Raw genomic sequence first — 24,047 nt, 5'->3', positions numbered from 1 at the left:
CACCTACTGAGGTATTTTTTATGATATGTGGCGGGATTTGGTCATGAATAAAGACGTGTCATGGCACGGTTGTCACAACACGTCTCTACATTTAATTTCCGATTGGTGGTGCTAACGGCTGACGGGGTATACCACCTCCACCAATGCTATTCCGTCCGTTGTTGTCCACAACCTTCAAGGCACCAATAATCTTTGTCATGTCAGCTTGAAGGTCTTTATCGTCATTGAAGTGACGCCCCGTGACTTTTTCATATTCTTCTTCGGCTTCTCTATCCAAGCAGATGTAGTTGAAGTCCCAGCCTGAATCGTCAACGATGTAAGTACCATAGTCTTGCATTGCCTGGAAAATCTTTTTGCCTGCTTTGGTGGTCAGTCCCAAGCTTTCTGCAGATACATTAGGGGGAACAGCTAATAAAGAACCCATTACGAGCGCTGGATTCGAGCCTTTGTATTGACTTGATGCATAGGCATCAGCCACACGGGCTGGCCAGCGATAACCGGGGGTAGATGATGAGGGATTGTAATGCAACCACTTGCCCCAAATCACTAGCTTCAGTGCGTGACGAATAGGATTGTTATCTAGCAACTCGCCTTTACGAATACTACCACCAACACTGGACATTGCCGAGCCGCCATGTCCACCGCCAAGACCATCTCCATAAATGTCTTGCTCTCCAAACCAGTAGCCGTAAAGAGGGCCACCCTTTTCACATCGAGTGGTCACGTTAAACGACACTAAAGTTTTGCCATCTGGTTTCAAAAATGCTGAGGAATTGTTTGGAGTGAAACCCGGTCTTGCATCTGGAATGATGAAATCGTGAGGAACCCTCAATTGCTCTCCAGCTTTGGGATGCCACTGCGCCTGTTCCTGGGGTACAGTACCGCTACAGCGATTGCTGTCCCAACCACCTACCATATAAACATTTTGCAATTGGTCGGTCTCTTTAGTCACGACAAACCAGTCAGTGTCAACTCCAGCGCCTTTTGAACCAATATAAGCATCAACGTAATTTGCGTTTGAGCCAATTGGTACATTCCAAATACTGTCACAGGCAAAAGGCCACACGTGCTTATCACGTGGTTGACCGGGACCGCAGTTGTTGTTTGAGGTCGCTGGGGTTGCTTGAGCTGTGATGAGATTCTTGGTACCTTCTGTCACGCTTAAGCTGGATGGATTTTGGCTGCTAAAGCTGATTGCGGCGGTACTACTAAGCACATGGCTAATAACGGTAACGGTAATAGGGTCAAAAATAATCATTTGCCTCTTTTACTGAACTCATGGTTTGTTGAAACTCACACTTGGTGAGTTCTCGTACTCCAAATGTGGTAGAGGCTCAACCCTGAACAATTAATTTGACAGGATATTAGGCGCTGTACAAATCAGCCTTAGTCAGACAAACAAAACTCATTGTTTGCCACAGAGAACACAGCACCACTCGCCTAACTGGTATAGATTAAAGGTGAACGATCGCAATGGCAACCGTAATTACCGATGTAAAGAAAAAACTCCAGTTTAGTTTGAAGATTCTTGGACTCTCAAACCCAGAGCCAGTAAGCTTTATAGAATATAAACATATATTAATTTTTTCTCGAAGAAAAAATAAAAACTCATGAGTATGTTTCAAATGAGAACATCGGTAGCGTGCTCCTCAAGAAGTGTTGAATAGCCTCAAATTCGTCCAATATAGAAAAAATACCTTTGATATAGTTTGTTATCCGCTCAGTAGCTCGGATCGATCCACGTTAGCCTAGAGTATGACATATTTTATACTAAGCTAAATGTCTCATTGCTTCTTTAGTATTAAAAGGTACTTCATCTTTTTCAAGAACAGCATATACCCAATAGGAGTTGCCTGCATAGCCTTTTTGTGGTATCAACAGAAGAAATTCAGCTAATGGTTCCATATATCCTGGATCGGTATGTCTCCTGGTGTTGAAGATAATTTTATTTGGAATCCCATGAAATTTTTGAAATTCTAGTCTAGACCTCCGACCTCTTTAAGAAGTTGGGGATAGTGCAGGGTAGACCATTCAGCTTTTGCTAAAATCTTACAATGGGTTGGCAATCCAGGATTTCCAGTTCCAAAAAAGTCTCCTCCTTCTACCTTAATAGTTGCAGCATCTTCAAGCCAATCTAATATTTCATGCTCGCCATGAGAAAGAAAAATCAAAAAGTGGTAAGAACCATTGGCAAGTGGAAAATTATTGACTTTACATCTTACATAACCAGCATCAGGCTCCACAGTTATATTATCATTAGTAAAATTAGTCCGAAACAATAAAATCGTGTTACCTTTCTCATCTAAAAAATCAAAGCTAAAAACAACATTACTCAGAGGGTATCTTGTATTGTTTACGTAGCCAACTACAAAATAATAATCTTTACCTGACTGTAAGATATTAACTTCGTTTCCTTCTGTATCTAATATTTTGAAGCTAATTGCTCTGACTTTACCACAACCTTTGCGATCTGTTCGTTCAGCTAGAGAAGTTTCATACATGAGTTTGTGAGTTTTTTCTAAATAAGCCCCAATCGCCTCTTGTGCTCCACTGTCTGCATACAATTTGCCAGACTCAAGCACAATCCCTCGATTGCAAAGCGACTCTACCGCATTCATACTATGGCTGACAAATAAAACTGTCCTTCCCTCCTTAGCTGATACATCCTCCATTTTTCCCAAACACTTCTTTTGAAACTGTGTATCTCCGACTGCTAGCACTTCATCGACGATCAGTATTTCTGGTTCTAAATGGGCTGCAACGGCAAACGCCAAGCGCACGTACATTCCTGATGAATAACGTTTCACTGGCGTATCTAAAAACTGTTCAACTTCTGCAAAGGCAACAATTTCATCAAACTTGTGTTGAATTTCTGCCTTGCTCATTCCCAGTATGGCTCCGTTCAAAAAAATATTTTCTTTACCAGTTAGTTCTAGATGAAAACCGGTTCCAACCTCCAATAAACTAGCAACTCGACCTTTAATTCGGACAGTTCCTCGTGTCGGTTCTGTAATCCGACTCAGAATTTTTAGTAGTGTTGATTTTCCTGCACCATTTCGACCTATAATTCCAACGCGATCGCCTTGGTTAATTTCAAAAGATATATCCTTTAAAGCCCAAAACTCTTCACGGGCTAAATCGAACATCTCTTGCGAGGGGTTCAGCAATTTTTGACTCAGTACTCTTGCGCCATTGGTAATAAAATCGCGGAAAGTTTTGTACTGAGAACCTTCGTGCTGGTGACCCAGAATATACTTTTTGCTTAAGTTTTCCACTTGAATCACTTTGTCAGACACGCTTATCGACTTCCTCAAGTAAAATCGCTACATTCAGTTTACTTAGATCGTAGTAGCACTCAGCGCGAAGACAGCGCTACTACAAACTAAATGTTATGCCTGTACTCCAACTAAATCTCCAACTGCGACTTCTTTCTCAAACAAGCTCAAGGCGCGTAATGCTGCTTGATCCATATCATAGTATTTGTATTCAGCCAGCCGTCCGGCAAAAATGACTGTACCTTTGAGCTTTTGCACTTCTTTGAGATAGAGGTCATAACGCTCGCGATTTTCCTCACGCGGAATCGGGTAATAAGGATCGTTTTTACCCGGTACATAAGCTTGAGGATACTCCATAACCAATGTAGTTTTGGGTGACGTTTGCCCCGATAAATACTTTTGCTCGGTAATACGGGTAATATCGTAGTCGTTAGGGTAGTTCACTGTACCGACTTCTTGGTATTGCTCTTGGTCTAGGGTCTCAAAGTGAAAGCGCAAGCTGCGGTAAGGTAGCTCACCGTACATATAATCAAAGAAGGTATCAATGGGACCTGTATAAACCATCCGGTTGAATTTGATGTCGTTAATAACTTCACGATAGTCGGCATTCAAAAGTATCTTGATATTAGGGTGAGCCAGCATGCGGCGGAACATTTCCGTGTAACCGTGTTTTGGCATTGCTTGGTATGGATCTTGGAAGTAGCGGTTGTCGCGACTGATGTAAACTGGAACGCGTCCGGTAACTCCGCGATCGAGATCTTCTGGTTTGAGTTCCCACTGCTTGGCTGTGTAACGAGCAAAGATATTTTCATAAATGTAGTTAGCAAGAAACTCCAAATCTCCAATAGCCGTTTCCCGCAACTTAAGAATTGGCACTTTGACTCCAAAACCAAAGTGTTCTAAAAGCTGTTCCTCTAACTTTTCAGCGTAGCGAGGAGGAAAGAGAGCGTAGAGCGTATTTAAATTAAAGGGTAAGGGAACTTTCTTACCTTCCACAACAGCAAGTACGTGGTGGTAATAAGGTCGCCATTCAGTGAACTCAGAGAGATAATCCCAGACTTTCTTAGATTTTGTGTGAAAAATATGAGGACCGTATTTGTGTACCAAAATGCCATGTTCGTTGTAATAGTCATAAGCATTACCACCGATATGGTCTCGTTTTTCTACAATCAGGACTCGTTGTCCTAACTCGTTAGCAATTCTTTCAGCAAGAACACACGCAGAATATCCAGCCCCCACAACCAACCAATCTACTCTCATAGCATCTCTCCTTGTCTTAATTTGGATGAATTCAAAATTTAAAATCCCAAATCGTATTACTTCTGTGGTTCAAGGTAATTCTGCCAAAATCGCATAGTGGTGAAATCGCTAAAGGCTTTTTTCCACTCTGCATTGACACTAGACCATTTGGAAGAATGTCTGACAACCAAACTAACCCATTTTAATAAAATATTGAGACCTGCTTTTTGGTCTAATTCGTATTGATAAGAAGTAGGACTTGTTTCTAAAAGATAAATAATTCTTTTTTTGGCAAATCCTTTACAAATTGATTCACGTTCTTTCACGCCATCTCGAATAATAGTGCTTCGATCTGCAATGAGAAACTGTGGTAGTAAATGACCGTTGAGTGTTAATAAACTAATAACTTTCTGTAGAATGCCAATTTTACTTCTTGTATGATTTCCGATAATTGAACTAGAATCTAGTAGAGTTTGATTTTTATAACTTTTACTAAATTCAAAAATCTGAGAATGTAAGATCTCTGGGTCGTTACTTCTAATGAAATTTGGACCTTGCATGTAATCTTCAAAACCTTTGACTACCATTTCTGCAGTGTTGTAATCAAAGATAAACAAGTAATAAAGCAGACAGCGCGTAAATTTTTTAACTGTCTTAATATATTCAAATGAACTGTGAATGGAATTTGCTATTAAGTGATTGCGAGTGTAATAGTAAAAATCCCAAATTGGTCTTTTGGCATAAAAGGGTTCGTGCCAAACTGCTATAGAAGGAAAAGCAACTATGCCATTTTTCAAATATTCGTTAATTCTTAAACCAAATTCCATGTCATCTATTTTAATAAACAATGGCAGAGGTAATCCAATTTTTTCAACGATTTCCTTAGAAAAAGCAAAAAACCAAAATCCTCCATAATCTATGTTGTCTTCTGACAAAAGGGCATTTAGGGTTTTAGTGGTGCGTAAATCTAGGTCGTGCTTTAAAGGATAACCGGTGTATTGATTTTGTTCAATTTTTCCTTTGTGATTGATGGATTTATTATATATTGCTCCAGCTTCATACAAAATATGTTTTCTATTTAAATCCAACATACTACCTGCAACAGCAAAATCTTGCTTTGTATATTCATACAAAGCAAAAAGCCTGTAAATAGCTTCGCTATCTAACTCTATATCATCATCCATAAACAGGAAGTGAGTATAGTTACCTTCTTGTAACGCCTCAATGAGACCTTTAGTAAAACCACCACTTCCACCAACGTTTCGATTGGAAATCAGTCTAACTCTAAAGTCTTCAAATTCACTAGTGTTTAGAGTTTTTCCATTATCGACTACAAAAACTTTAAATTTTTTATCTTTTAAAAAACTATTTTGCAGAATAGTATTAACGGTTTTCTTTACATAGACTTCTTTTTTGAAAGTACAAGTGATAATAGCCAATGACACATCTCTAAACTTTTCTTGTTCTGTGACAACTAACCCTTCAGCAAATAAACCTCGTTCGCTGAGACAAGTAATTTCTAGATAAATTCGAGCGGCTTCTTGGTTCGGTTTGAGTTCTGGCAGTAATATTTTTACGCTTTCTGATAGTTGACAGCGCTCAATTTTTTCATTTAAGATGACTTCTTGGGTATTTGCATCTGTTTCTCGATAAGCAAGAATCTCAAAATCACCTTCGAGTTTTAGTAAGTAATAGAGTAAACTAAGATTTGTATATTTTGTGTAGAATTTTTCGTAAATTGAGTTAAAGTAAGTGTTAAAAGATAGAACACTGCCTTTACGTAGAGTAATGAGATTTTCTCCAGTAGAAAGATTGATGGATGTGTGTGTATCGAGCTTGAAGTATAAGTCAGATGTTTCAACTGTTTGAGGAAATTGAACTCGACTAATAACCTGCATGGGCTTCCTTCCTTTTACTTAATGTAGGAAATTCGAGACGGAATTGTGGGAAGAGAGGATTTGTACTACTTAGATAAATTGGTATTCCAGCGATAGAAAAAGTAGTATCTAAACATTCCTGGTAACTTTTCCCATAGCACAGGTAAAAAATTAGGGTTTAGTATAGCCTTAATCAATGCAGTTAAAAATCCACCTTCTTTAAATGCCTGTCTGACTCGGTAAAAAGCTCTAATTTGCTTCATAGTTTTCAAACGTTTTAATAAAGTCCGTTTTAGTTGTGGGTTTTCTTGAGTAAACTCTTGCTGTAAAAGAGACAAATTTGTTTTACAGGCTTGCTCGTAGAAATCAACGTATTCCTTCATTAAGGAGTTAATACGGATTTGATAGAAATAATAGGGTTCTGGTAGTATAATAAAACGACAACCCTTTAACAGACAGAAGAAAAAGAGAACGAAATCTTCTTCGTATTTCAAAGATTCATTAAATTTTAGATTTTGCTGAATTAGAAAGTTTAGCTTGATGAGAGGTTTTGTAATACTAAGGTATCGCTCTACAAAGTAAATCAGATCGATTTGTTTCGGCTTGTCTAAGTGTATTCTATTTTTTTGAAAAACTGTTATGCTCCAAGGAGTATCTTCCCCTTCTGGAATTAAATACAAATCATCAGCAACAAAGTCAGCATTTTCCTTCTCAGCTACCTGTAAAAGCCTTTCCAATCTTTTGGGCGCATACCAATCATCAGAATCAAGTAAGGCAATCCATTCACCTTTTGCCTCTTTTAATGCACGATTTCTGGAGTAGCTCGGTCCCTGATGTGATTCATTTACTAAAAGTTTGATGCGAGGATCGGAAAAGCTACTGACAACTTCTACTGTATTGTCCGTGGAAGCATCATCTACTACAATCACTTCAATATTCTGCTCGACTTGAGCTAAGGCTGATTCTATTGCTTTTTTTATATAGCGACTGGTGTTGTAAGCAGGAGTGATAATAGATACTTTTGGGTTGACAGACATATTTGATAAAGCCCTATATGAAATGAAAATTTTTACGGTTCTGTCTTTTAAACCTCCACCTACAAAAATGTGTTTGCATTGAGATATACTTGAGTGATAATATTTTTGATGTATATCTCTATAAATTGTTCACCGTTATCAACAGGTGTGATAGCACCGATAGGATTTATTGAACTTTAATTCAAACACAACTTAAACACGTTCAGTTTCATATCTGTGTCTTATATTAAATTAAATCATTGATGGTTGACAATTCGTTTATAGACTTTTGCGGTATCAGCAGCACATTTTGACCAACTAAAATTTTGCGATCGCGCAAAACCTTTTTGACGGAGTTCTTGAACTAAGTGACTGTCTCTCAGCAAGTCGAGCATCGCCTGACAAAGAGCATCTTCATCTTTTGGATCGACCAAGATACCTGCATCACCTACAACCTCTGGTAAGGATGTTGTATTGGAAGCGATAACAGGAGTACCGCAGCGCATGGCTTCTAAGAGAGGTAAACCAAAACCTTCGTAAAGAGAAGGGTAAATAAAAGCCGTCGCACCGCTATAGATGGCGCTTAAATCTTCATCAGCAACGTATCCAGTAAACAGCACTCTGGAACTGAATTGAGGAAAAAGGCGATCGATAGTTTCAACAGATTGAAAGCGTTGCGAGCCGACTAAAACCAAATTAATATTGAGATTGGGTTGCTCGGATAATAACCGCAAGAAACAACGAATTAGATGAGCTAGATTTTTGCGAGGTTCGAGTTGAGTCCCAAGACTTAAAAAGTAATCACCATCAGGAATACCATAGCGCTGACGAGCGGTATCTATCCGAGCAGAGTCAGTCACTCGATAAAAGCGATCGGTCGCCGCTAGTGGAGTGACGAACGTGCGTTCAAGTGGCATTCCCGTGTATTCGCAAAACTCTTGCTTGGTGTATTCAGAGTTACATACGACCCAATCTTGATGGTGGTTTATACTGTTAAGGACTTCCTGAAAATAAGGAATGAGAATTGGATTGACCATTTCAGGCATAATGATGGGAATAATGTCATGGACAGTAATAACTCTAGGTACACCTTTAGTCAATTCTTCAGAAGGTAATTTATGATAAGGGGAATGAATAATATCAAAGTTATTCTTATCAAAAGAAATATATGCATCAAACTTTCTTAGAAGTTTAAAAATTCCTCTAATGATGATGGCTTTTGGTAAAAACTTTGGCATTCTTTGAAATTCTTCAGACGAAAAAATAGGATATATTTCGTCGTAGAGACTTCGTAAATTGAGCCGGCTCTTCAAAAGATCGGTCGTTTTATAGGTATTTAAATAAGGTTCATTTTTTAAATAACAAGAAAAATCAAGAGCATTAAATAAAGAATTATCCGCACATATTTTGACTAATGATAGTTCAATATCATCTCTTTTATTGAGTTCATCCATTACCTCTTCAGTAACTCTGTAAACTCCACTCTTCCTATCGATGTGTTTTGCTTCAATCAACAAGCAAGTTATGTCATAAGCTACTCGAATTGTCATCTTAACTCCTAAAATTTAAAGAAACTTGTTTGCCTAGATGAGTTAACTAATATAATCTAAACAGCTACAGCTTTCTTGTAAGCTTTTACAGTTTCTCGAGCGCATCTCTCCCAACTAAAACGTTTTGCTTGCTCGATTGATTTCAAAGACATTGTTTCTCTTAAAGATGAATTGTTATAGATCTCTAATATGCTCTGACAAAGCCCATCTACATCCAAAGGGTCAAGCATAATAGCTGCATCCCCTACAACTTCAGGTAGGGAAGAGGTATTTGAACTAATAACTGGGACACCACATTGCATAGCCTCTAGTGGTGGTAGACCAAATCCTTCGTAAAAAGAAAGGTACGTGAAAGCAAGTGCGCCACTGTAAAGTGCAGCTAGGTCTTCATCAGCTACATATCCAGTTAGAATGACACGTTCCTTTGCTAAAGGAAAGTTGGCAACTTCTTCAAAAATCTTGTTGTAACTCCACCCTTTAGTACCTACTAAGATAAGATATAGATCTTTAATATTTTGTTCTTGAATCAGCTTTGCAAAACAGCGAATAACGTGGTCAATATTTTTTCGAGGTTCTAAAGTACAGAGGCTGAGAATGTACGCAGCATTAGGAATATGATATTTATTGCGGATACCGACAAGTTTTTCTGAATTCGAACAAGGATAGAAAACATCAGGTGCAGCAGCCAAATGGGTCACAAATACTCGTTCGGGGTCAATGTTTTTTAAATAGTTACATAAATCATTCTTGGTTGAGTTTGATACACAAGTCACATAATCTTCAGAATCAATACTGTTTAAGATTTTCTTTAAATATTCCTCATTATTGTGTTCAAATAAATTTGGATATAAAATGGGGATTAAATCGTGAACTGTCAAAAACTTTTTAACATTTTTAGATTCTTTTACTTGAGAAGTTAGGGCAAAGCAAGGAGAGTGAAAAACATCTGCATTTTGTAAAAGTTTAGCATTGAGGGGATGTATGTGTTTTTCAGCTAGTCTATTGGCTATTCTATAAAATTTTTTGAGAACTTTAAGCGGTAGTGTATCGTGTGATTTACTCAGCTTAATATTATAGTTGTACAGTTGTCTCGCAATAAATTCTTGTGGCTTTGAATAGGCAAGAGTTTTTTTTAAGAGTTTTTTATTATATGTCAAATAATCCAGGCATTCTACCAGCACTGGTAAATTTTGACTGACACAAAATTTTAAATTGATGTCTTTTAAACTTGCCAGCCCGCATGCCATATTTTCAACAACTCTAAACGTTCCGGTTCGATTGACAGGATCGTAATGGCCTATTCCAAGTAATGATATATCGTAAAGAATTTTCATTATTTTCTATTTCAAATATTCATGGCAGTTGAAAACTTAAGCGGATAGAGCGGTTTTGTAAGCAGCAAGTGTTTGTTGAGTACATTTTTCCCAACTAAATTTTTTTGCCTGCTCCAGAGATTTGTATGACATGGACTTTCGCAATCCGGGCTGGTTGTAAAGTTCAAGCAAGCTATGACAGAGCCCATCAGCGTCTTTGGGGTCAAGGGTGATTCCCGCATCACCAACCACTTCAGGTAACGAAGAGGTATTGGAGGTAATGACAGGAACACCACATTGCATGGCTTCCAAGGGAGGTAGACCAAATCCTTCATAGAATGAGGGATAAACAAAAGCGATCGCACCACTATAGAGAGCCGCCAAGTCTTCATCAGCAACGTAGCCTGTGGTAATAATGCGGTCTTTTAAGACAGGGTTTTTAGAGATTTCCGCAAAAATTTTGTCATACTTCCAACCTTTTGCCCCAACTAACACGAGATTTAAATCTTGAATCTTTTCTTGCTGAATGAGCTGAAGAAAACATCGAATGGTCAGGTCAATATTTTTCCGGGGTTCCAAGGTACTTAAACTGAGTATATAGGGTGCGTTTGGTATGTTATATTTACTGCAAGTGGCTTTAATGTGTTGGGAATCCAAGCAGGGATAGAAAAGTTTTGATGCTGCTAGATGTGTGACAAAAACTCTAGAAGGATCGATAATGCTTGAGTAATTGCATAAGTCATCTTTAGTCGATTGAGAAACACATAATACCCAAGACTCAGGATCTAAACTTGATATAGCTCTTTCAACTGTATCGTTATCCTGTAAGTCAAAAAATTCCGGATGTATAATTGGAATCAGGTCGTGTACTGTCAGAAACTTCTGTATGGGAGTTGCTGCTTTTCTTATGTCATCTGGAATTGGCTCATAAGGTGAATGATATATATCTGCTTCAGCAAGGTTATGCCATGAGATTGGTTTATACAAAGAGTTTGCAGTTTGCGTTACATAAGTCAAAACTTTTCTGATCGTCCTAAGCACTAATATATCAGGCAATAATTTTTGTGTCAGTGGAAGATTGTCCAGCTTTTGATTGAGTGGATGATAAACATTTTGTAACAATCGCCTAAATTTCAAATCTTTGCTCTGGTAACCTATTGGTACTCCTGCTAGTTCTGAATTCGATTGTAAGTAGTCGAGAACATCGAATAATATCTGAGGAGACCCTTGGGAGCAGAAAATTAAATCGCACTCATTTGAATTTTTTAGACCATAAGCTAGATTCTCAATAACTCTAAAAATTCCCGTGCGAGAGAGAGGATAGTAATACCCTGCACCCAGCAGAGTTATGTTGTATAAAACTTTCATAAGTTATTAACAATTACAGATCGACAACAGCTACCAAGCCAGTAGGTATTTTTCTATATGAAACTTTTTCTAGTATAGTAAGAAGTATTTTATAAATTATTTTTTTATACAAATGCCTCAAATGAGTTGTATTTGGTTTTAATATCATCTCGTTAACAAGTCCTTGAGTTGGAACAAACAGTTCTGAAAAAATATTTATCTTTGTACAACCATTACTTAAAAAAAGATTTTTTAATGAATTTTCTGTGTAGTTTCTTAAGTGAGTTTTATCTTGATAGTGCAAGAATGTTAAGTTAAACTTTTTCATTATTTCATCTTCTTGTGGTACTGCAACAATCAGTCTTTTAGAAGTTACTCTAATCAATTCTTTTATAGCAGCTTGGTCATCTATATGTTCTAAAACATCATAGCAGTAGGTACAATCAAACACTTTGTCAGGGAAAGGAAGATTAGTGATATCAGCTTGAATGTAAGTACCTAATTTTCCTTTTTGTCGTGCTACCTGCAAAAAATGCTCATATTTATCAACACCTGTTACTTCTAAATTCTTTTGAGACAAAAATTCTACATATGCACCTCCACCACAACCAGCATCTAAAATCTTTTTACCTATTAAATACTTGTCCAGATGAGACACGCGTTCTGGATTTAATTGACCGCTAACAGAAGACCAATTAAATTTTTCTGCATTTTCAATTGTATAAAGATTATTCATTTTATACTGACTCCAATAACGGCTAATGAAATTAATATCCTAATTTTCCGACATAAATTTTAGACATAACGTTAAAAAATTTTCTTTTAATTTTTTCTAAAAGGATCGCAAAATAATTATAAATCTTCCATTGAATAGTATCGCGTTTTCTCATATCATTACCTTCATAGTGATAATCAAATGTGTATTTGTCAGCAGTGACATTTCTAATCACGTTAGGTGGATGCTTTATTGTCCAAATATCATCTACTGGTAGTTTTGCCCAAGGACTTTTATGAAGAGCTTGTGTTGCATCCTCTCTAAAACCAAGATTTGATATTAGGTTTACGTTAGGCATCACTGACAGACCATTTTGGGTTAAACAGGCATAAGCCCATTGCCAATCCCAATCTTGCCTACGATTAAATACATGCTCAAATATGTCGATCCAAAACTTTTTTTCATAGTTATCTTCTATTAGAGCGCTTATTGCTTCCCTAGACTCCGGCCATGTTTCCATATTAGCATCGTAGTAATGCCAAGCTCTTCTCCAAGTTGCCCAACCCCATATATGAGCATATTTTGAAAAGTAATAGCTATAGTTAGTTCTACTTTGTCCTAGTTGAAAATTATCTCCACTAATCATCATTATTCTTTTGTCATGTCGATAGTATTCAAGTAAATCCTGACAAAAAGTAAAGAAAGAAGGTGCCGGAAGACAGTCATCTTCTAAAATAATTGCTTCTTCAACAAGCGAGAATACCCAGTTTAATCCACTTACTATTCGCTCTCTGCATCCTAAATTCTTGTCTGAGAAATTAGTTAAAACATCACAATCCCAATCTATTTTTTGAATAATTTCTCTGGTTTTACTACATTTTTCAGCTTCTTCAGGAGAGCGGGGACCATCTGCAATAACTAAAAGCTTTTTCGGTTGAGCTTCAGCAATTTTTTTAAATACAATATCTGTCAGGTCGGGACGATTAAAAATTATGAAAACGACTGGAGTTGAGAGAGACATAGCTACTTAGTAATTTGAAAATAGTTAATCCGTTGTAGAGAATAGCTAAAAATGACAAAATCTAATTTTTGAATTGAAATTTTCAGGACTAAAAAAAATTATTTTCTACAGAATTTTTAAGGTTATTTTTAAACTTAAAAATCCTGAAAATATTTATACTTCCGCTTTAAGGAGTTGTTCTACACGCCAGTTCAATTTAGGTCTTATAATTCCTGGAAGTTTTTCATTGAGAGGACCATGTCCTTCAACATCTTCAATAGAAAAACTTATGCAATAGGGAGTTGTTATGAGAGAAGTAGAGTAGGGTGGCACATCAGCTCCAAAATAAATTGAATACTTACCGCTATTTAAGGTATAACCAGGGAAAAAACACCGACTTACGTAAGTACCTGGGCTTTTTTCTAACTTTAACCAAGCTGTGGGATCGTTAGAACCACAAATAGGTAATCCTTCTGAGTTCTGCATAAAAAAGCCAATTCTTAAACCATTTAAAGGCTTTATGACTTCATATTTCAAATTTATAAAAAAGCCTTTACGACAATCAATTATAGAAGTATAATTACCTTCATCACTCGAAATATAAGCTTCAAGAAAGCGAAGTTCTGGAGATTGAGGAGCATCTTTTTGGTTCCAGATAATACGTGCCTCTGAACTACTATCCTCAGCTAGGTAACTACCGATCGCTGTTTCAATCTCCGCGTCCATCTGCAATTGACCGTGTTTCATGAGTATTGCCCGACTGCAAAGCGTTCTCACAGCTGCCATATTGTGACTGACAAATAAAATGGTTCTTCCCTCCCTACCGACATCTTCCATCTTGCCCAAACATTTTTTCTGAAATTGAGCATCTCCCACCGCCAGCACTTCATCTACAATCAAAATTTCTGGTTCTAAGTGAGCGGCTACTGCAAACGCCAATCTTACATACATACCTGAAGAGTAACGTTTAACAGGTGTATCTAAAAACTTTTCTATTTCTGCAAACGCCACAATTTCATCAAACTTGCGTTGAATCTCTGCTTTGCTCATCCCCAAAACAGCACCGTTTAAAAAAATATTTTCCCTTCCTGTCAATTCTGGGTGAAATCCTGTTCCTACTTCTAATAAACTAGCGACTCGTCCCTTAATCCGAATGGAGCCTCTGGTTGGTTCTGTAATTCTGCTCAAAATTTTTAAGAGCGTTGACTTCCCCGCTCCATTGCGACCTATAATACCAATGCGATCGCCTTGTTGAATTTTAAATGAGACATCCCTCAGCGCCCAGAACTCTTCTCTCCCTAAATTCGATTCCTTTTTCCCATTAGGTATTAGAGAACTAGCAACGAATTTTGCTGCATTGGTCATTGCTTCGCGAAACGTTTTATAATTCCCGGCTTTTTCTTGATGGGTAATAACGTACTTCTTAGCTAAATTTTCAACTTGAATGACTGTTTTTGACATCTACTTAACTCCTAACAACATTAAACTGAAATTTCTGAGACTGGTTTGATACTTGCTGTACGTGTTGGTGAATGTAGTCTACAAAAGGTTGATAGGCGGCTTCAGGAGAAAGCTTTTCGCGCACGTATCTATAAGCTTGTTCCTCCATCCATTGGCGTTTATCTGGATTGCTTAAAAGCGTATGCACTGCCATTGCAAAACCTTCAGCAGTATCTGCTACGAGTGTTGTTGTACCTACTGTGTCACCCAATCCCTGAACTCCCACACTCGTAGAAACACAAGCACGACCGTAGGACATTGCTTCCACAAGTTTAATCTTTAGACCGCTACCCGCTAGCAAAGGAACCAGACAAACTTCAGCAGCGCTGTACAGAGGTTTTATATCGTCTACCCTACCCAAAAGACGAACATTAGGAAAACTACCTTGAATCAACTGACACACGGTTCCGCATACATCAAGACTGCTTTGTGGGTTTAACTCTAAGATTTTTGGCCACACATTCTCCAAAAACCACTGTAGACCGTAGTAGTTGTGATCGACACGACTACCAACAAATAAGCAACGACCGGGGACTTGCTCGATCGCGTGAGAGTGACATTCCACAGATATAGGCATACAAATCACCTTACACTGCGGTGCCATTTCTTTAAAGAGGTTAGCATCTTCTTCCTGAATAGCTAACAGGAGTTGTGCTTTGCTCAACTCTAGAGTTTCTCGTTCCCGGTTCCAGCAAGTTTCAAAAGAAGTCAGCCCTAGTTGTTGGAATCGATCGCCTCTTTGGTGGCGTACATCGTGAGTTAGTATAGCTTTTACTACGTTCTTATCTAAAACAGGAAATTCTAAAACATTTGCCAAAAAGGCATAATTAGCGATGACAACATCAGGTTTGAATCGAATAAACTGTGAATTTATAAAATCGCTTTCCTCAGACATGATTGGAGCATCCCAAACATTAGAGGTGACTAAATACAGGGGCGTTAACTGTCGTTGCTCTCGGGCAGAACGATACATATTTTTCAGAGCTTCTGGCAATCTATCGTAAATTAATCGCAATGACTCAATCACCCAATCTGATATCGAGTTAAATCTCAGCAGAAGACGCCCTATCCTCAAATTATTCTTAACTGAAATATTAGCCAGTTTGAAGAAGTTAGGTGAAATTACACACCAAGGTGCTTTGACATGAAGCGATGGTGATGGATTTGGTATTATATATTTAATTTGAAAACCAACTTGTCGTAAGTAGCTTAGGAAATTTAGAATATAAGTAGCACTCCCTATTGTATTCTCTAGAGGAATTTCTCTGCTAACAATTAGAATTTTGATAGGTCGTTGAATACATTTTGATAACCCATTTTGTCCGCTCGTCATAAATCTTTTGACCTTATTATCCCTTATAGATATTTGAGTATAAAACTTTCCTTGAATGTCTGTAATGGTTTTCTTTCATGATTGTTTGAATTTGTTGTTTGGTTTGTTACTGAAAACTTAGAATGATATGGCGGTTTTGTAAGCAGTCAGTGTTTGTTGAGTACATTTTTCCCAACTAAATTTTTTTGCCTGCTCTAGAGATTTGTATGACATGGACTTTCGCAATCCGGGCTGGTTGTAAAGCTCAAACAAACTGTGACAAAGCCCATCAGCGTCTTTGGGGTCAAGCATGATTCCAGCATCACCAACCACTTCAGGTAACGAAGAGGTATTGGAAGTAATGACAGGAACACCGCACTGCATGGCTTCCAAGGGAGGTAGACCAAAACCTTCGTAGAAGGAGGGATAAACAAAGGCGATCGCACCACTGTATACAGCCGCCAAATCTTCATCCGCAACGTAGCCTGTGGTGATAATGCGGTCTTTTAAGATAGGATTTTTGGAGATTTCGGCAAAAACTTTGTCATACTTCCAACCTTTTGCCCCAACCAAAACGAGATTTAAATCTTGAATCTTTTCTTGCTGAATGAGCTGAAGAAAACATCGAATTGTCAGGTCAATATTTTTCCGGGGTTCTAAGGTACTTAAACTGAGTATATAGGGTGCGTTTGGTATGTTATATTTACCACACGTTGCTTCAATTTCTTGAGAATCCAAGCAAGGGTAGAAAAGTTTTGAAGCAGCTAAGTGAGTGACAAAAACTTTAGAAGGGTCAATAATGCTTGAGTAATTGCATAAGTCATCTTTAGTTGATTGAGAAACACATAAAATCCAAGACTCAGGATCTAAACTTGATAGAGCTTTTTCGACAGTATCCTTATTAAATTCAAAAAAATCTGGATGTATAATTGGAATTAAATCGTGTACTGTGAGAATTTTTTTTATAGGAGTTGCTGCTTTTCTTATTTCATCCGGAATTGCCTCATAAGGTGAATGATATATCTCTGCTTCAGCAAGACTGTTGGGTGTAATCGGTTGATAAAAGAATTCTACACTTTGCGCTACGTAAGTCAAAACCTTTCTGAGCGCCCTAAGCCTTAATATCTCAGGTGTTAGTTTTTGTGAAGCTGGAATGTCTGTCAGTTTTTGGTTGAGTTCTTGATAAACCTTGTAGAAACTTCGTCTAAATTTTACGTTTTTGCTGTTATAACTTAGAGGGACTTTCGCGAGTTCTGGATTTGATTCTAAGTAACCAAGAACCTCACATAATCTTAAAGAAATGCCATGCGTACAGAAAATTAAATCGCACTCTTGTGAATTTTTCAGACCATAAGCCAAATTCTCAACAACTCTAAAAATTCCCGTGCGACAAGGAGGATGATAAAATCCAGTTCCCAGCCATGAAATGTCGTACAAAACTTTCATACATCAAAAATCACACACCTAAATCACATCGGCAAAAGTGCGTTCCATCTTGCGGAAGTACCAAATACCACTCCACAAAAGTAGAGCCACAATCACTAAAGAGAGTGCAAAACCTGGTAAATATATCTGGGACTCACCGCCTAAAATAGCCCACCGGAAACCGTCAATAACTCCTACCATTGGGTTAAGTGAATACAGCAGACGCCATTGTTCGGGAACAATCTTGCTGCTGAAACCCACAGGCGAAATGTACAAACCAAACTGTACTAGAAACGTCACGATATAGCGGAAATCTCGGTACTCCACAGTCAAAGCTGCTAGCCACAATCCCACACCTATTGAAGCAGCAAAGGCAATGAGAATAAACAGCGGAAGTGTTAATATACGCCAATCTGGTATAAAATTGTACCATGCCATCAATGCTAGCAAAATCATACCCGAAATCATGAAGTCTACAAAGCTGACAATAACAGCACTTGTTGGTACAATCAGACGTGGAAAATAGACTTTAGAAAGTAAGTTTGCATTGTTAATTAGGCTGTTACTGCATTCGGTTAACGCGCTAGAGAAAAACTGCCAAGGTAACATAGCAGCATAGACGAGAATTGGGTAAGGCGCGTTGCCTTCACTGGGTAGCTTCGCTAAAGTACTAAATACAATTGTGAAGACTACCATCGTTAAAAAGGGTCGAATCAATGCCCATGCCATGCCAATTGCAGTTTGCTTATAGCGCACCAAAATATCGCGCCATGCTAGAAAATAAAAGAGTTCTCTATATCTCCAGAGGTCTTTCCAGTACTGGCTTTCAGTCCGACCTGCTTCAATAATAAGTTCTTCTCTGTTTGCTAACTTACCCGTGTTCATCAACTTACCTATTTTTTTGTTTTTCTAAATTAGACACAGTAAAATTCTTGGAAAATAAGCCGAACTGAAATTTCTGAAGAAACCATTATGTTGCTATTCATTTATTACTTCTTTTTTCTTAAAAACAAATCGACTTTTGGGAATATTTTGTTACCGCTCGCCAGTCACGGGTCTCCCGAGCCCTAACATACGCAGTCGCAGGGAATGGGTGAAGGTTCTCACTCCGTCGTAACCTTGCGAGCCAAAGAAACGTATCATTGCGATCGCCAAACTCAATCGCAGGTATTGTTCGGAAAACTTTACTGGTGAATAGTGTAATACAGCCTGCTCTCGGAAGTGAGCCGCTTTTTTGCAGTCTCCGTCATCTACAGCTACCCATGCTAATTTAAGAAACATATTGGCGTAACACCGATTTCTCAAATACAGCAGTTCTAGGGGAAGTGATTTAAATGTTTTTTCGATTACTTGGCGCAGATCCTCCACCATTTTCTGACGGTTTCTCGAGAAACTGTTAGGGAGTTGTCGGTAGCGGAGTAGAGGTTCTTTAACAACCATAATGGGATACTGGAGCGCAATGCGAACCCACATATCAAAATCAGGTGCATAATACAAGGTGGGGTCGAACAATCCGACAGTGTCAAAGCAAGAACGACGCACCATAGTAGAACTTCCACTAGAGATCATGTCATTTTCAAGAATCTTATCCCACGCCTTACCTTCAACATCGGAAGCAAAGACTCTTCCTGTGGGATTGTTATCCTTATCGACTAAGAGCGTCCAAGTATATACCAAACCGACTTCTGGATTTTCATCCAAGCAACGCACTTGTTTTTCTAACTTGGTTGGTTCCCACAAATCATCAGCATCTAGAAAGGCTATATATTCCCCTTGAGCGTTGTTAATTCCCGTATTGCGTGCTACGGATACGCGTTGGTTCTCTTGAGTCATCAGTTTCACTCGCGCATCTGTGACTTGAGAAGCCCATTCAACCACGTTATCTGTACTGCCATCATTCACAATCAATACTTCAAAGTCAGTGAATGTTTGCTTGAGAACGCTATCGACCGTTTCTGGCAGATAAGCCATAGCATTGTAGGCAGGAATAACAACAGTAACTTTTGGCATATTTTTTACCCCCTAATAAGAAATGCACGCAATTGCATACCAATGACTTCAGGCGCAAAGTATTCTTCTATTCGACGACGCGCACGCTTGCCTAACTCACGCCCCCAAGTTTCATCATCTAAAACTTTCCCAAGCGCGTCTGTCAGGGCTTTTACGTCTTCTCTTGGAACGACAATCCCACCAGAAACTTCGCCTCCTTCGAGGATGTCCGGTACACCCGGTGCATCAGCAGCGACAACAGGTAAACCACAAGCCATAGCTTCAAGAGGTGCGATGGGAAAGCCCTCTTGTCTCGATGAAAGGGTATAAACGTCAGCCGCCGACAGATAAAGTCGAAGTACGTCGCGAGAATTGACAAATTCGTCGCGCCACATAACACCCCGCAACTGCATCTTTGCAATACACTCGCGGAGTTTGTCCGAATCTGGTCCCGTGCCTACTAAAAGGAGTCGCAGATCCCGATCTGGACGCTCGCAACAAATTTGCTGCCAAGCTGATGTCAGAATATCTAAGCCCTTGCGATAAAAATCGATCCGACCGTGACATACCAAGACACGGGCATTGAGTGGTATATCAAGTGCAGCTCGTGCTTCATCTCGGTTTAAAGCATACCATGACATGGTATCCATTGGATCGAAAATCCTAGCTATCTTAAATGCTGGGAGCTTGTAGCGATCGCGCACTCGCTCAATTTCTTTTTGTGTAGAGATAATTACGCCCGTACATCCTCGAAACGCTATTTGTCGCAAAGGATACTCTAAAAAACTATGAGTCTTGTCGCCTCCTTGAAAAGTGGCAAACACTGGCAAACGCATCAATTGCCCTAAAAGTACGCAACTATCAAAGCGGGCGTACTCATACTCCTGACACAAAATCGCCTTACAGTCCTCACGCCTTATCTCTCGTGCAAGCAATGCTAACGGAGTAGACAAGTAAGTCCCCAAACTCTGGGCAATATTTTTCAACCTTGTCAGTAAGGAGCGACGAGTAACATTCGAGTCTTGGATATCTTTAAACGCCTGCCCTTCACCTGCACCATAAACACTGAGCGCTTTCCGTCGAACTGCACGGTAAGCCATATAGCTTTTAGGCGCAGGTATTACACATATTGTAGCACCGCTAGGGACGTGGGTAAAACGCGAAACTTCAGTAAAACGAGCAGAAATGCAGAACAATATTGTCCTGACACCCACTCTTTTCAAGGCTTTGATGTAGCCGAACATCCAGCTCCCAACAAACTCATGACAATAAGTCTCAAAAGAAATATCAATATGATCTAAAAAATCATCAATCAAATCCATACAATGCAATAACGCGATTGCGAGTTTTGCTTGCTCCTTTGAATCTAGCGGTTGCTGTTGAATTACATTATGCTTTTCCAGGCTTTTATAGTTCAACATTGTTTTAAGGATGGGAGAGTCGGAAATAGGGACACTTAGAGGGACACTTATACAGAATGAGTAGATTTCTCAATAATTTTGGAACTACGAATAGCAGTCAAACTTAAGATTTTACGACGCAAAGCATAAGCTAGTTCTAATAACTTGCTATAACCATTATTACCAAACAATTGCAATGCTCTTGTTGCCAAACTCAAACGGATGTACTCGCGAGAGTAACGTAGCTGAGGATAGTATACAAGAGCTGTGCGACTAAATTGAATCGCCCGCTTGTAATCTTTATCGTAACTTTGCAAAGCTTTCCACCCCAAACAGAGGTAAGCATAACCGTAACTGCGGTTTTTTAAATATAGTAACTCTTGAGACACGGAACAAAATGTCTTCTTTATAACAAAATCAAAGGATTGTTCCAGCACTGCCAAATTTTTAGACAAACTCGTAGGAATTTGTCTGTAGTAATAAAGAGGTTCTTTGATAACGGCAAAGGAGTAATGAGAGGAGATACGAATCCATAAATCCCAATCTTCAGCAAAGTGTAAATTAGGTTCAAATCCACCTGCTTTTTCCAAACAACAGCGACGAACCATTACTGAAGAACAAGCTATTTTATTTGACTCCACAAGTTCCTTCCAGACTTTTCCTTGTGCGGAAGAAGTCATGATTCTTCCTGTCAATTTCCCTTGAGAATCCACTAAAGCCATACTTGTATGTACCAAACCTATCTCTGGATTCTCATCCAAACAACGGGCTTGTTTTTCTAATTTGGTTTGCTCCCATAAATCATCAGCATCTAAGAACGCTATGTACTCCCCTTGAGATTTGGCAATACCCGTGTTTCGAGCAACAGATACGCCTTGGTTCTGTTGAGAAATCAATTTCACTCGCGGATCTGCTATCTCAGAAGCCCATTGAATTATACGATCCGAACTCCCATCATTAATAATTAATACTTCAAAATCGGTAAACGTTTGCTGTAAAACACTCTCCAAAGTTTCTGGGAGATATTGCATTGAGTTATATGCTGGAATTACAACGGAAACTTTTGGCATAAATTTTGTTACTAGTTGTTAGTTGTTGGTTGTTGGTTAGTGGTTGTTCTACTAACCACTAACCACTAACATAGAAGACACTGTTTTATGTGTCATGCGAATAATTTTTGCCGGATTGCCTGCAACAACAGCACCTATAGGAACATCTTTGACAACAACAGAACCAGCGCCAATCACTGCATTATCGCCAATTGTAATTTCACCGAGAATAACAACGTTAGCACCAATATCTACATTGTTGCCTATTTTTGGAGAACCACTAATTGACCCATCTAGGAGTTTTTTGTTCCCTATAGTTGTAGAATGTCTGAGAATGCAATTGTTCCCAATTATGGTTTCCTGATTGATAACTAGTCCCCGCGCATGATGTAGTTTTAGTTGTGCTCCGACTTGGGTATTCCAGGGCAATTCAACACCTAAAATCCAATCGACAAGTAGTAAATATATACCACAATAAAACTTTGATACCCAAGAAAAGGGAGTTGGTAAATAGCTAAGTTTTTGGGCTATCCGAAACATTAATAATATGAGACGGCATTTTAAGCTTGTGTCTTGATTGATTTTCCAATCTTGTAGTATGTCATTCATAAATTTATTCATATTTTTCACTCCAATTCCAACCTACGACTGCAAATAAAGCCCACCAGTAAAAGAAAAGAGTTGTATGACTCCAGATATTTTCTGTAATCATTCCTATAGGAAGAGATGCTAGAATAGCTAATAAAATAAAACACAATTCATATTGTCGGTTGTTACGAGGTGTTTGATACATTAACTGAATTAGACGGAATCCTTGAGCTAGGAAAAAGCCTATATAAGTCACAAAACCAAGAATTCCTCCCTCAATCATCGCCCTAATGTAGTCATTGTGTGGTAAGAATCCATTACCAGCGACTTGAACGCTCAAACCCAAACCGTAGCCTAAAAATGGATACTCTTGCCATCGGTTGAGTAGTAAATTCCACTGAGAAAGCCTCCAGTTAAAGCTATTATGGTCTCCCTCAGATAACAGTATTGCCCGTGATATATCAATATCGGGATTGAGAAGTGGTGTGTTGGCAATTGAAGCGAGGCGTTGTTGCCCAAATTCCGAACTGGCAAATAAGGCAATAACAATCCCAAAGAGCAATATTCCACCAATTAAATTCAGCAAGCTCAATCTCGGAGCAATCAAAACCAAGACAAAAACGGCAAGCATCATCAAGCTAAATAAAGACTTGGTACTGACAAACAATAAAGTCAGTATGCCAAGCAATACCAACCACAAAGCCCGATGCTGTACCCATTTCAGTTTCCACCATGTTAAACCAATAAACAATAACAAGAAGGTGACAAAGGTATTTGCCATACCAAAAGTACCTCTAATGCGCGCACCTTCAGATGCCAATGCACCAAAACCGCCTCCACCCCCACTAGAAAGCATGGGAGGTAGCAGCGAGGGCAGAAACATCTGCATTAACGCTACTGATACTGGTACAATGAGAGCTAAAAAAAGTCTGGAAACAAATTTCTCTGGCGAGATTTTATCCTTAAGCTGCATCACGAGTAAGTACACCATTGCCCAAGTTAACAAACGCACCCACTCCCGAATAGCTTCTGATAAAAATGGAGCCCCCAGCCCCAATGCTCCTAATGGTAAAAGTATGACCCACAGACTTTGTATTATCAGCCAACCCACAAAGAACCACCAAAACTTATCAACCTTCACTGGTTGACCTGTTAGTAACTTCACTGTTACATAAAGTATGGTGAGAGCGTCTACTGCGATCGCAAAAACAGCCGGTAATTGTAGAGACGAAAAAGCATCCAGAGAACTACGCAGGATTAATAAACCGATAACTGCTTGCTCAAACCGCGCAAAAAAGTAGAAAAGAATTGGGATTGCACACAAAGCCAATATCAGGTATAGGGGCTTGGTACCAACAAAAAATCCTATCGCAACACCAACCCCGACACCTGCTAACCCAATTAACAGCCCCAAATGATTGGAACGACTTGAGCTTTGATGCATCCACATTG

General features: G+C 38.8%; 20 protein-coding genes. All 20 read right to left on the bottom strand.

What is annotated here, in order from left to right; all coding sequences use genetic code 11:
- Window positions 1–91 precede the first annotated feature (91 nt).
- Complete coding sequence (locus AB0756_RS16250; RefSeq protein ID WP_038087024.1) at window positions 92–1,258, bottom strand: hypothetical protein; 1,167 nt, start codon at window positions 1,256–1,258, stop codon at window positions 92–94.
- Window positions 1,259–1,770: 512 nt separating this feature from the next.
- Window positions 1,771–1,905, bottom strand: a complete 135-nt coding sequence (locus tag AB0756_RS16245) for a hypothetical protein (protein ID WP_272899729.1) — start codon at window positions 1,903–1,905, stop codon at window positions 1,771–1,773.
- Window positions 1,906–1,976: 71 nt separating this feature from the next.
- The gene (locus tag AB0756_RS16240; RefSeq protein WP_050046162.1) at window positions 1,977–3,296 is read right to left on the bottom strand and encodes an ABC transporter ATP-binding protein; all 1,320 of its coding nucleotides are present in this window, start codon (window positions 3,294–3,296) and stop codon (window positions 1,977–1,979) included.
- A gap of 93 nt (window positions 3,297–3,389) precedes the next feature.
- Window positions 3,390–4,535 (bottom strand): UDP-galactopyranose mutase, encoded by a 1,146-nt coding sequence (gene glf / locus AB0756_RS16235; protein ID WP_038087027.1) that lies wholly within the window; start codon window positions 4,533–4,535, stop codon window positions 3,390–3,392.
- 56 nt (window positions 4,536–4,591) lie between these two features.
- Window positions 4,592–6,412: a glycosyltransferase gene (locus AB0756_RS16230; RefSeq protein WP_038087031.1), complete on the bottom strand. Its 1,821-nt coding sequence runs from the start codon at window positions 6,410–6,412 to the stop codon at window positions 4,592–4,594.
- A 65-nt stretch (window positions 6,413–6,477) separates the two neighbouring features.
- Window positions 6,478–7,428, bottom strand: coding sequence for a glycosyltransferase family 2 protein (locus AB0756_RS16225; protein WP_038087035.1), 951 nt, complete (start codon window positions 7,426–7,428; stop codon window positions 6,478–6,480).
- A 236-nt stretch (window positions 7,429–7,664) separates the two neighbouring features.
- On the bottom strand, window positions 7,665–8,957 hold the full coding sequence (locus tag AB0756_RS16220) for a glycosyltransferase family 4 protein (RefSeq protein WP_408019888.1): 1,293 nt from the start codon (window positions 8,955–8,957) through the stop codon (window positions 7,665–7,667).
- A gap of 56 nt (window positions 8,958–9,013) precedes the next feature.
- On the bottom strand, window positions 9,014–10,291 hold the full coding sequence (locus AB0756_RS16215; protein ID WP_038087038.1) for a glycosyltransferase family 4 protein: 1,278 nt from the start codon (window positions 10,289–10,291) through the stop codon (window positions 9,014–9,016).
- A gap of 36 nt (window positions 10,292–10,327) precedes the next feature.
- The gene (locus AB0756_RS16210) at window positions 10,328–11,638 is read right to left on the bottom strand and encodes a glycosyltransferase family 4 protein (protein WP_038087041.1); all 1,311 of its coding nucleotides are present in this window, start codon (window positions 11,636–11,638) and stop codon (window positions 10,328–10,330) included.
- Between the two features lie 13 nt (window positions 11,639–11,651).
- A complete protein-coding gene (locus AB0756_RS16205) occupies window positions 11,652–12,353 on the bottom strand; it encodes a class I SAM-dependent methyltransferase (protein ID WP_050046163.1) in 702 nt (233 codons plus the stop codon).
- 31 nt (window positions 12,354–12,384) lie between these two features.
- Window positions 12,385–13,353: a hypothetical protein gene (locus AB0756_RS16200; protein WP_038087044.1), complete on the bottom strand. Its 969-nt coding sequence runs from the start codon at window positions 13,351–13,353 to the stop codon at window positions 12,385–12,387.
- 153 nt (window positions 13,354–13,506) lie between these two features.
- Window positions 13,507–14,793: an ABC transporter ATP-binding protein gene (locus AB0756_RS16195; protein ID WP_038087047.1), complete on the bottom strand. Its 1,287-nt coding sequence runs from the start codon at window positions 14,791–14,793 to the stop codon at window positions 13,507–13,509.
- A gap of 4 nt (window positions 14,794–14,797) precedes the next feature.
- Window positions 14,798–16,165: a glycosyltransferase gene (locus AB0756_RS16190; RefSeq protein WP_038087049.1), complete on the bottom strand. Its 1,368-nt coding sequence runs from the start codon at window positions 16,163–16,165 to the stop codon at window positions 14,798–14,800.
- A gap of 117 nt (window positions 16,166–16,282) precedes the next feature.
- A complete protein-coding gene (locus AB0756_RS16185; RefSeq protein WP_038087053.1) occupies window positions 16,283–17,590 on the bottom strand; it encodes a glycosyltransferase family 4 protein in 1,308 nt (435 codons plus the stop codon).
- Window positions 17,591–17,608: 18 nt separating this feature from the next.
- Entirely contained in the window at window positions 17,609–18,454 is an 846-nt protein-coding gene (locus AB0756_RS16180; RefSeq protein WP_038087056.1) for an ABC transporter permease, read from the bottom strand.
- A gap of 150 nt (window positions 18,455–18,604) precedes the next feature.
- Window positions 18,605–19,579: a glycosyltransferase family 2 protein gene (locus AB0756_RS16175; RefSeq protein WP_038087060.1), complete on the bottom strand. Its 975-nt coding sequence runs from the start codon at window positions 19,577–19,579 to the stop codon at window positions 18,605–18,607.
- A 5-nt stretch (window positions 19,580–19,584) separates the two neighbouring features.
- Window positions 19,585–20,979 carry a glycosyltransferase family 4 protein gene (locus AB0756_RS16170; RefSeq protein ID WP_038087063.1) on the bottom strand — a complete coding sequence of 465 codons (1,395 nt, stop codon included), beginning with the start codon at window positions 20,977–20,979 and terminating at the stop codon, window positions 19,585–19,587.
- Window positions 20,980–21,026: 47 nt separating this feature from the next.
- The gene (locus AB0756_RS16165; protein WP_038087065.1) at window positions 21,027–22,028 is read right to left on the bottom strand and encodes a glycosyltransferase family 2 protein; all 1,002 of its coding nucleotides are present in this window, start codon (window positions 22,026–22,028) and stop codon (window positions 21,027–21,029) included.
- A gap of 51 nt (window positions 22,029–22,079) precedes the next feature.
- A complete protein-coding gene (locus AB0756_RS16160; RefSeq protein ID WP_038087066.1) occupies window positions 22,080–22,628 on the bottom strand; it encodes a serine acetyltransferase in 549 nt (182 codons plus the stop codon).
- Entirely contained in the window at window positions 22,621–24,045 is a 1,425-nt protein-coding gene (locus AB0756_RS16155) for an O-antigen ligase family protein (RefSeq protein WP_038087068.1), read from the bottom strand. The genes AB0756_RS16160 and AB0756_RS16155 overlap by 8 nt, the downstream gene beginning before the upstream one ends.
- Between the last annotated feature and the right edge of the window lie 2 nt (window positions 24,046–24,047).

It is taken from the genome of Tolypothrix campylonemoides VB511288_2 (genome assembly GCF_045999855.1).
GTDB classification, from domain to species: domain Bacteria; phylum Cyanobacteriota; class Cyanobacteriia; order Cyanobacteriales; family Nostocaceae; genus Scytonema; species Scytonema bouteillei_A.
The sequence above is the reverse complement of the archived record's forward strand: the minus strand, read 5'-3'. Positions and strand labels throughout refer to the sequence as shown.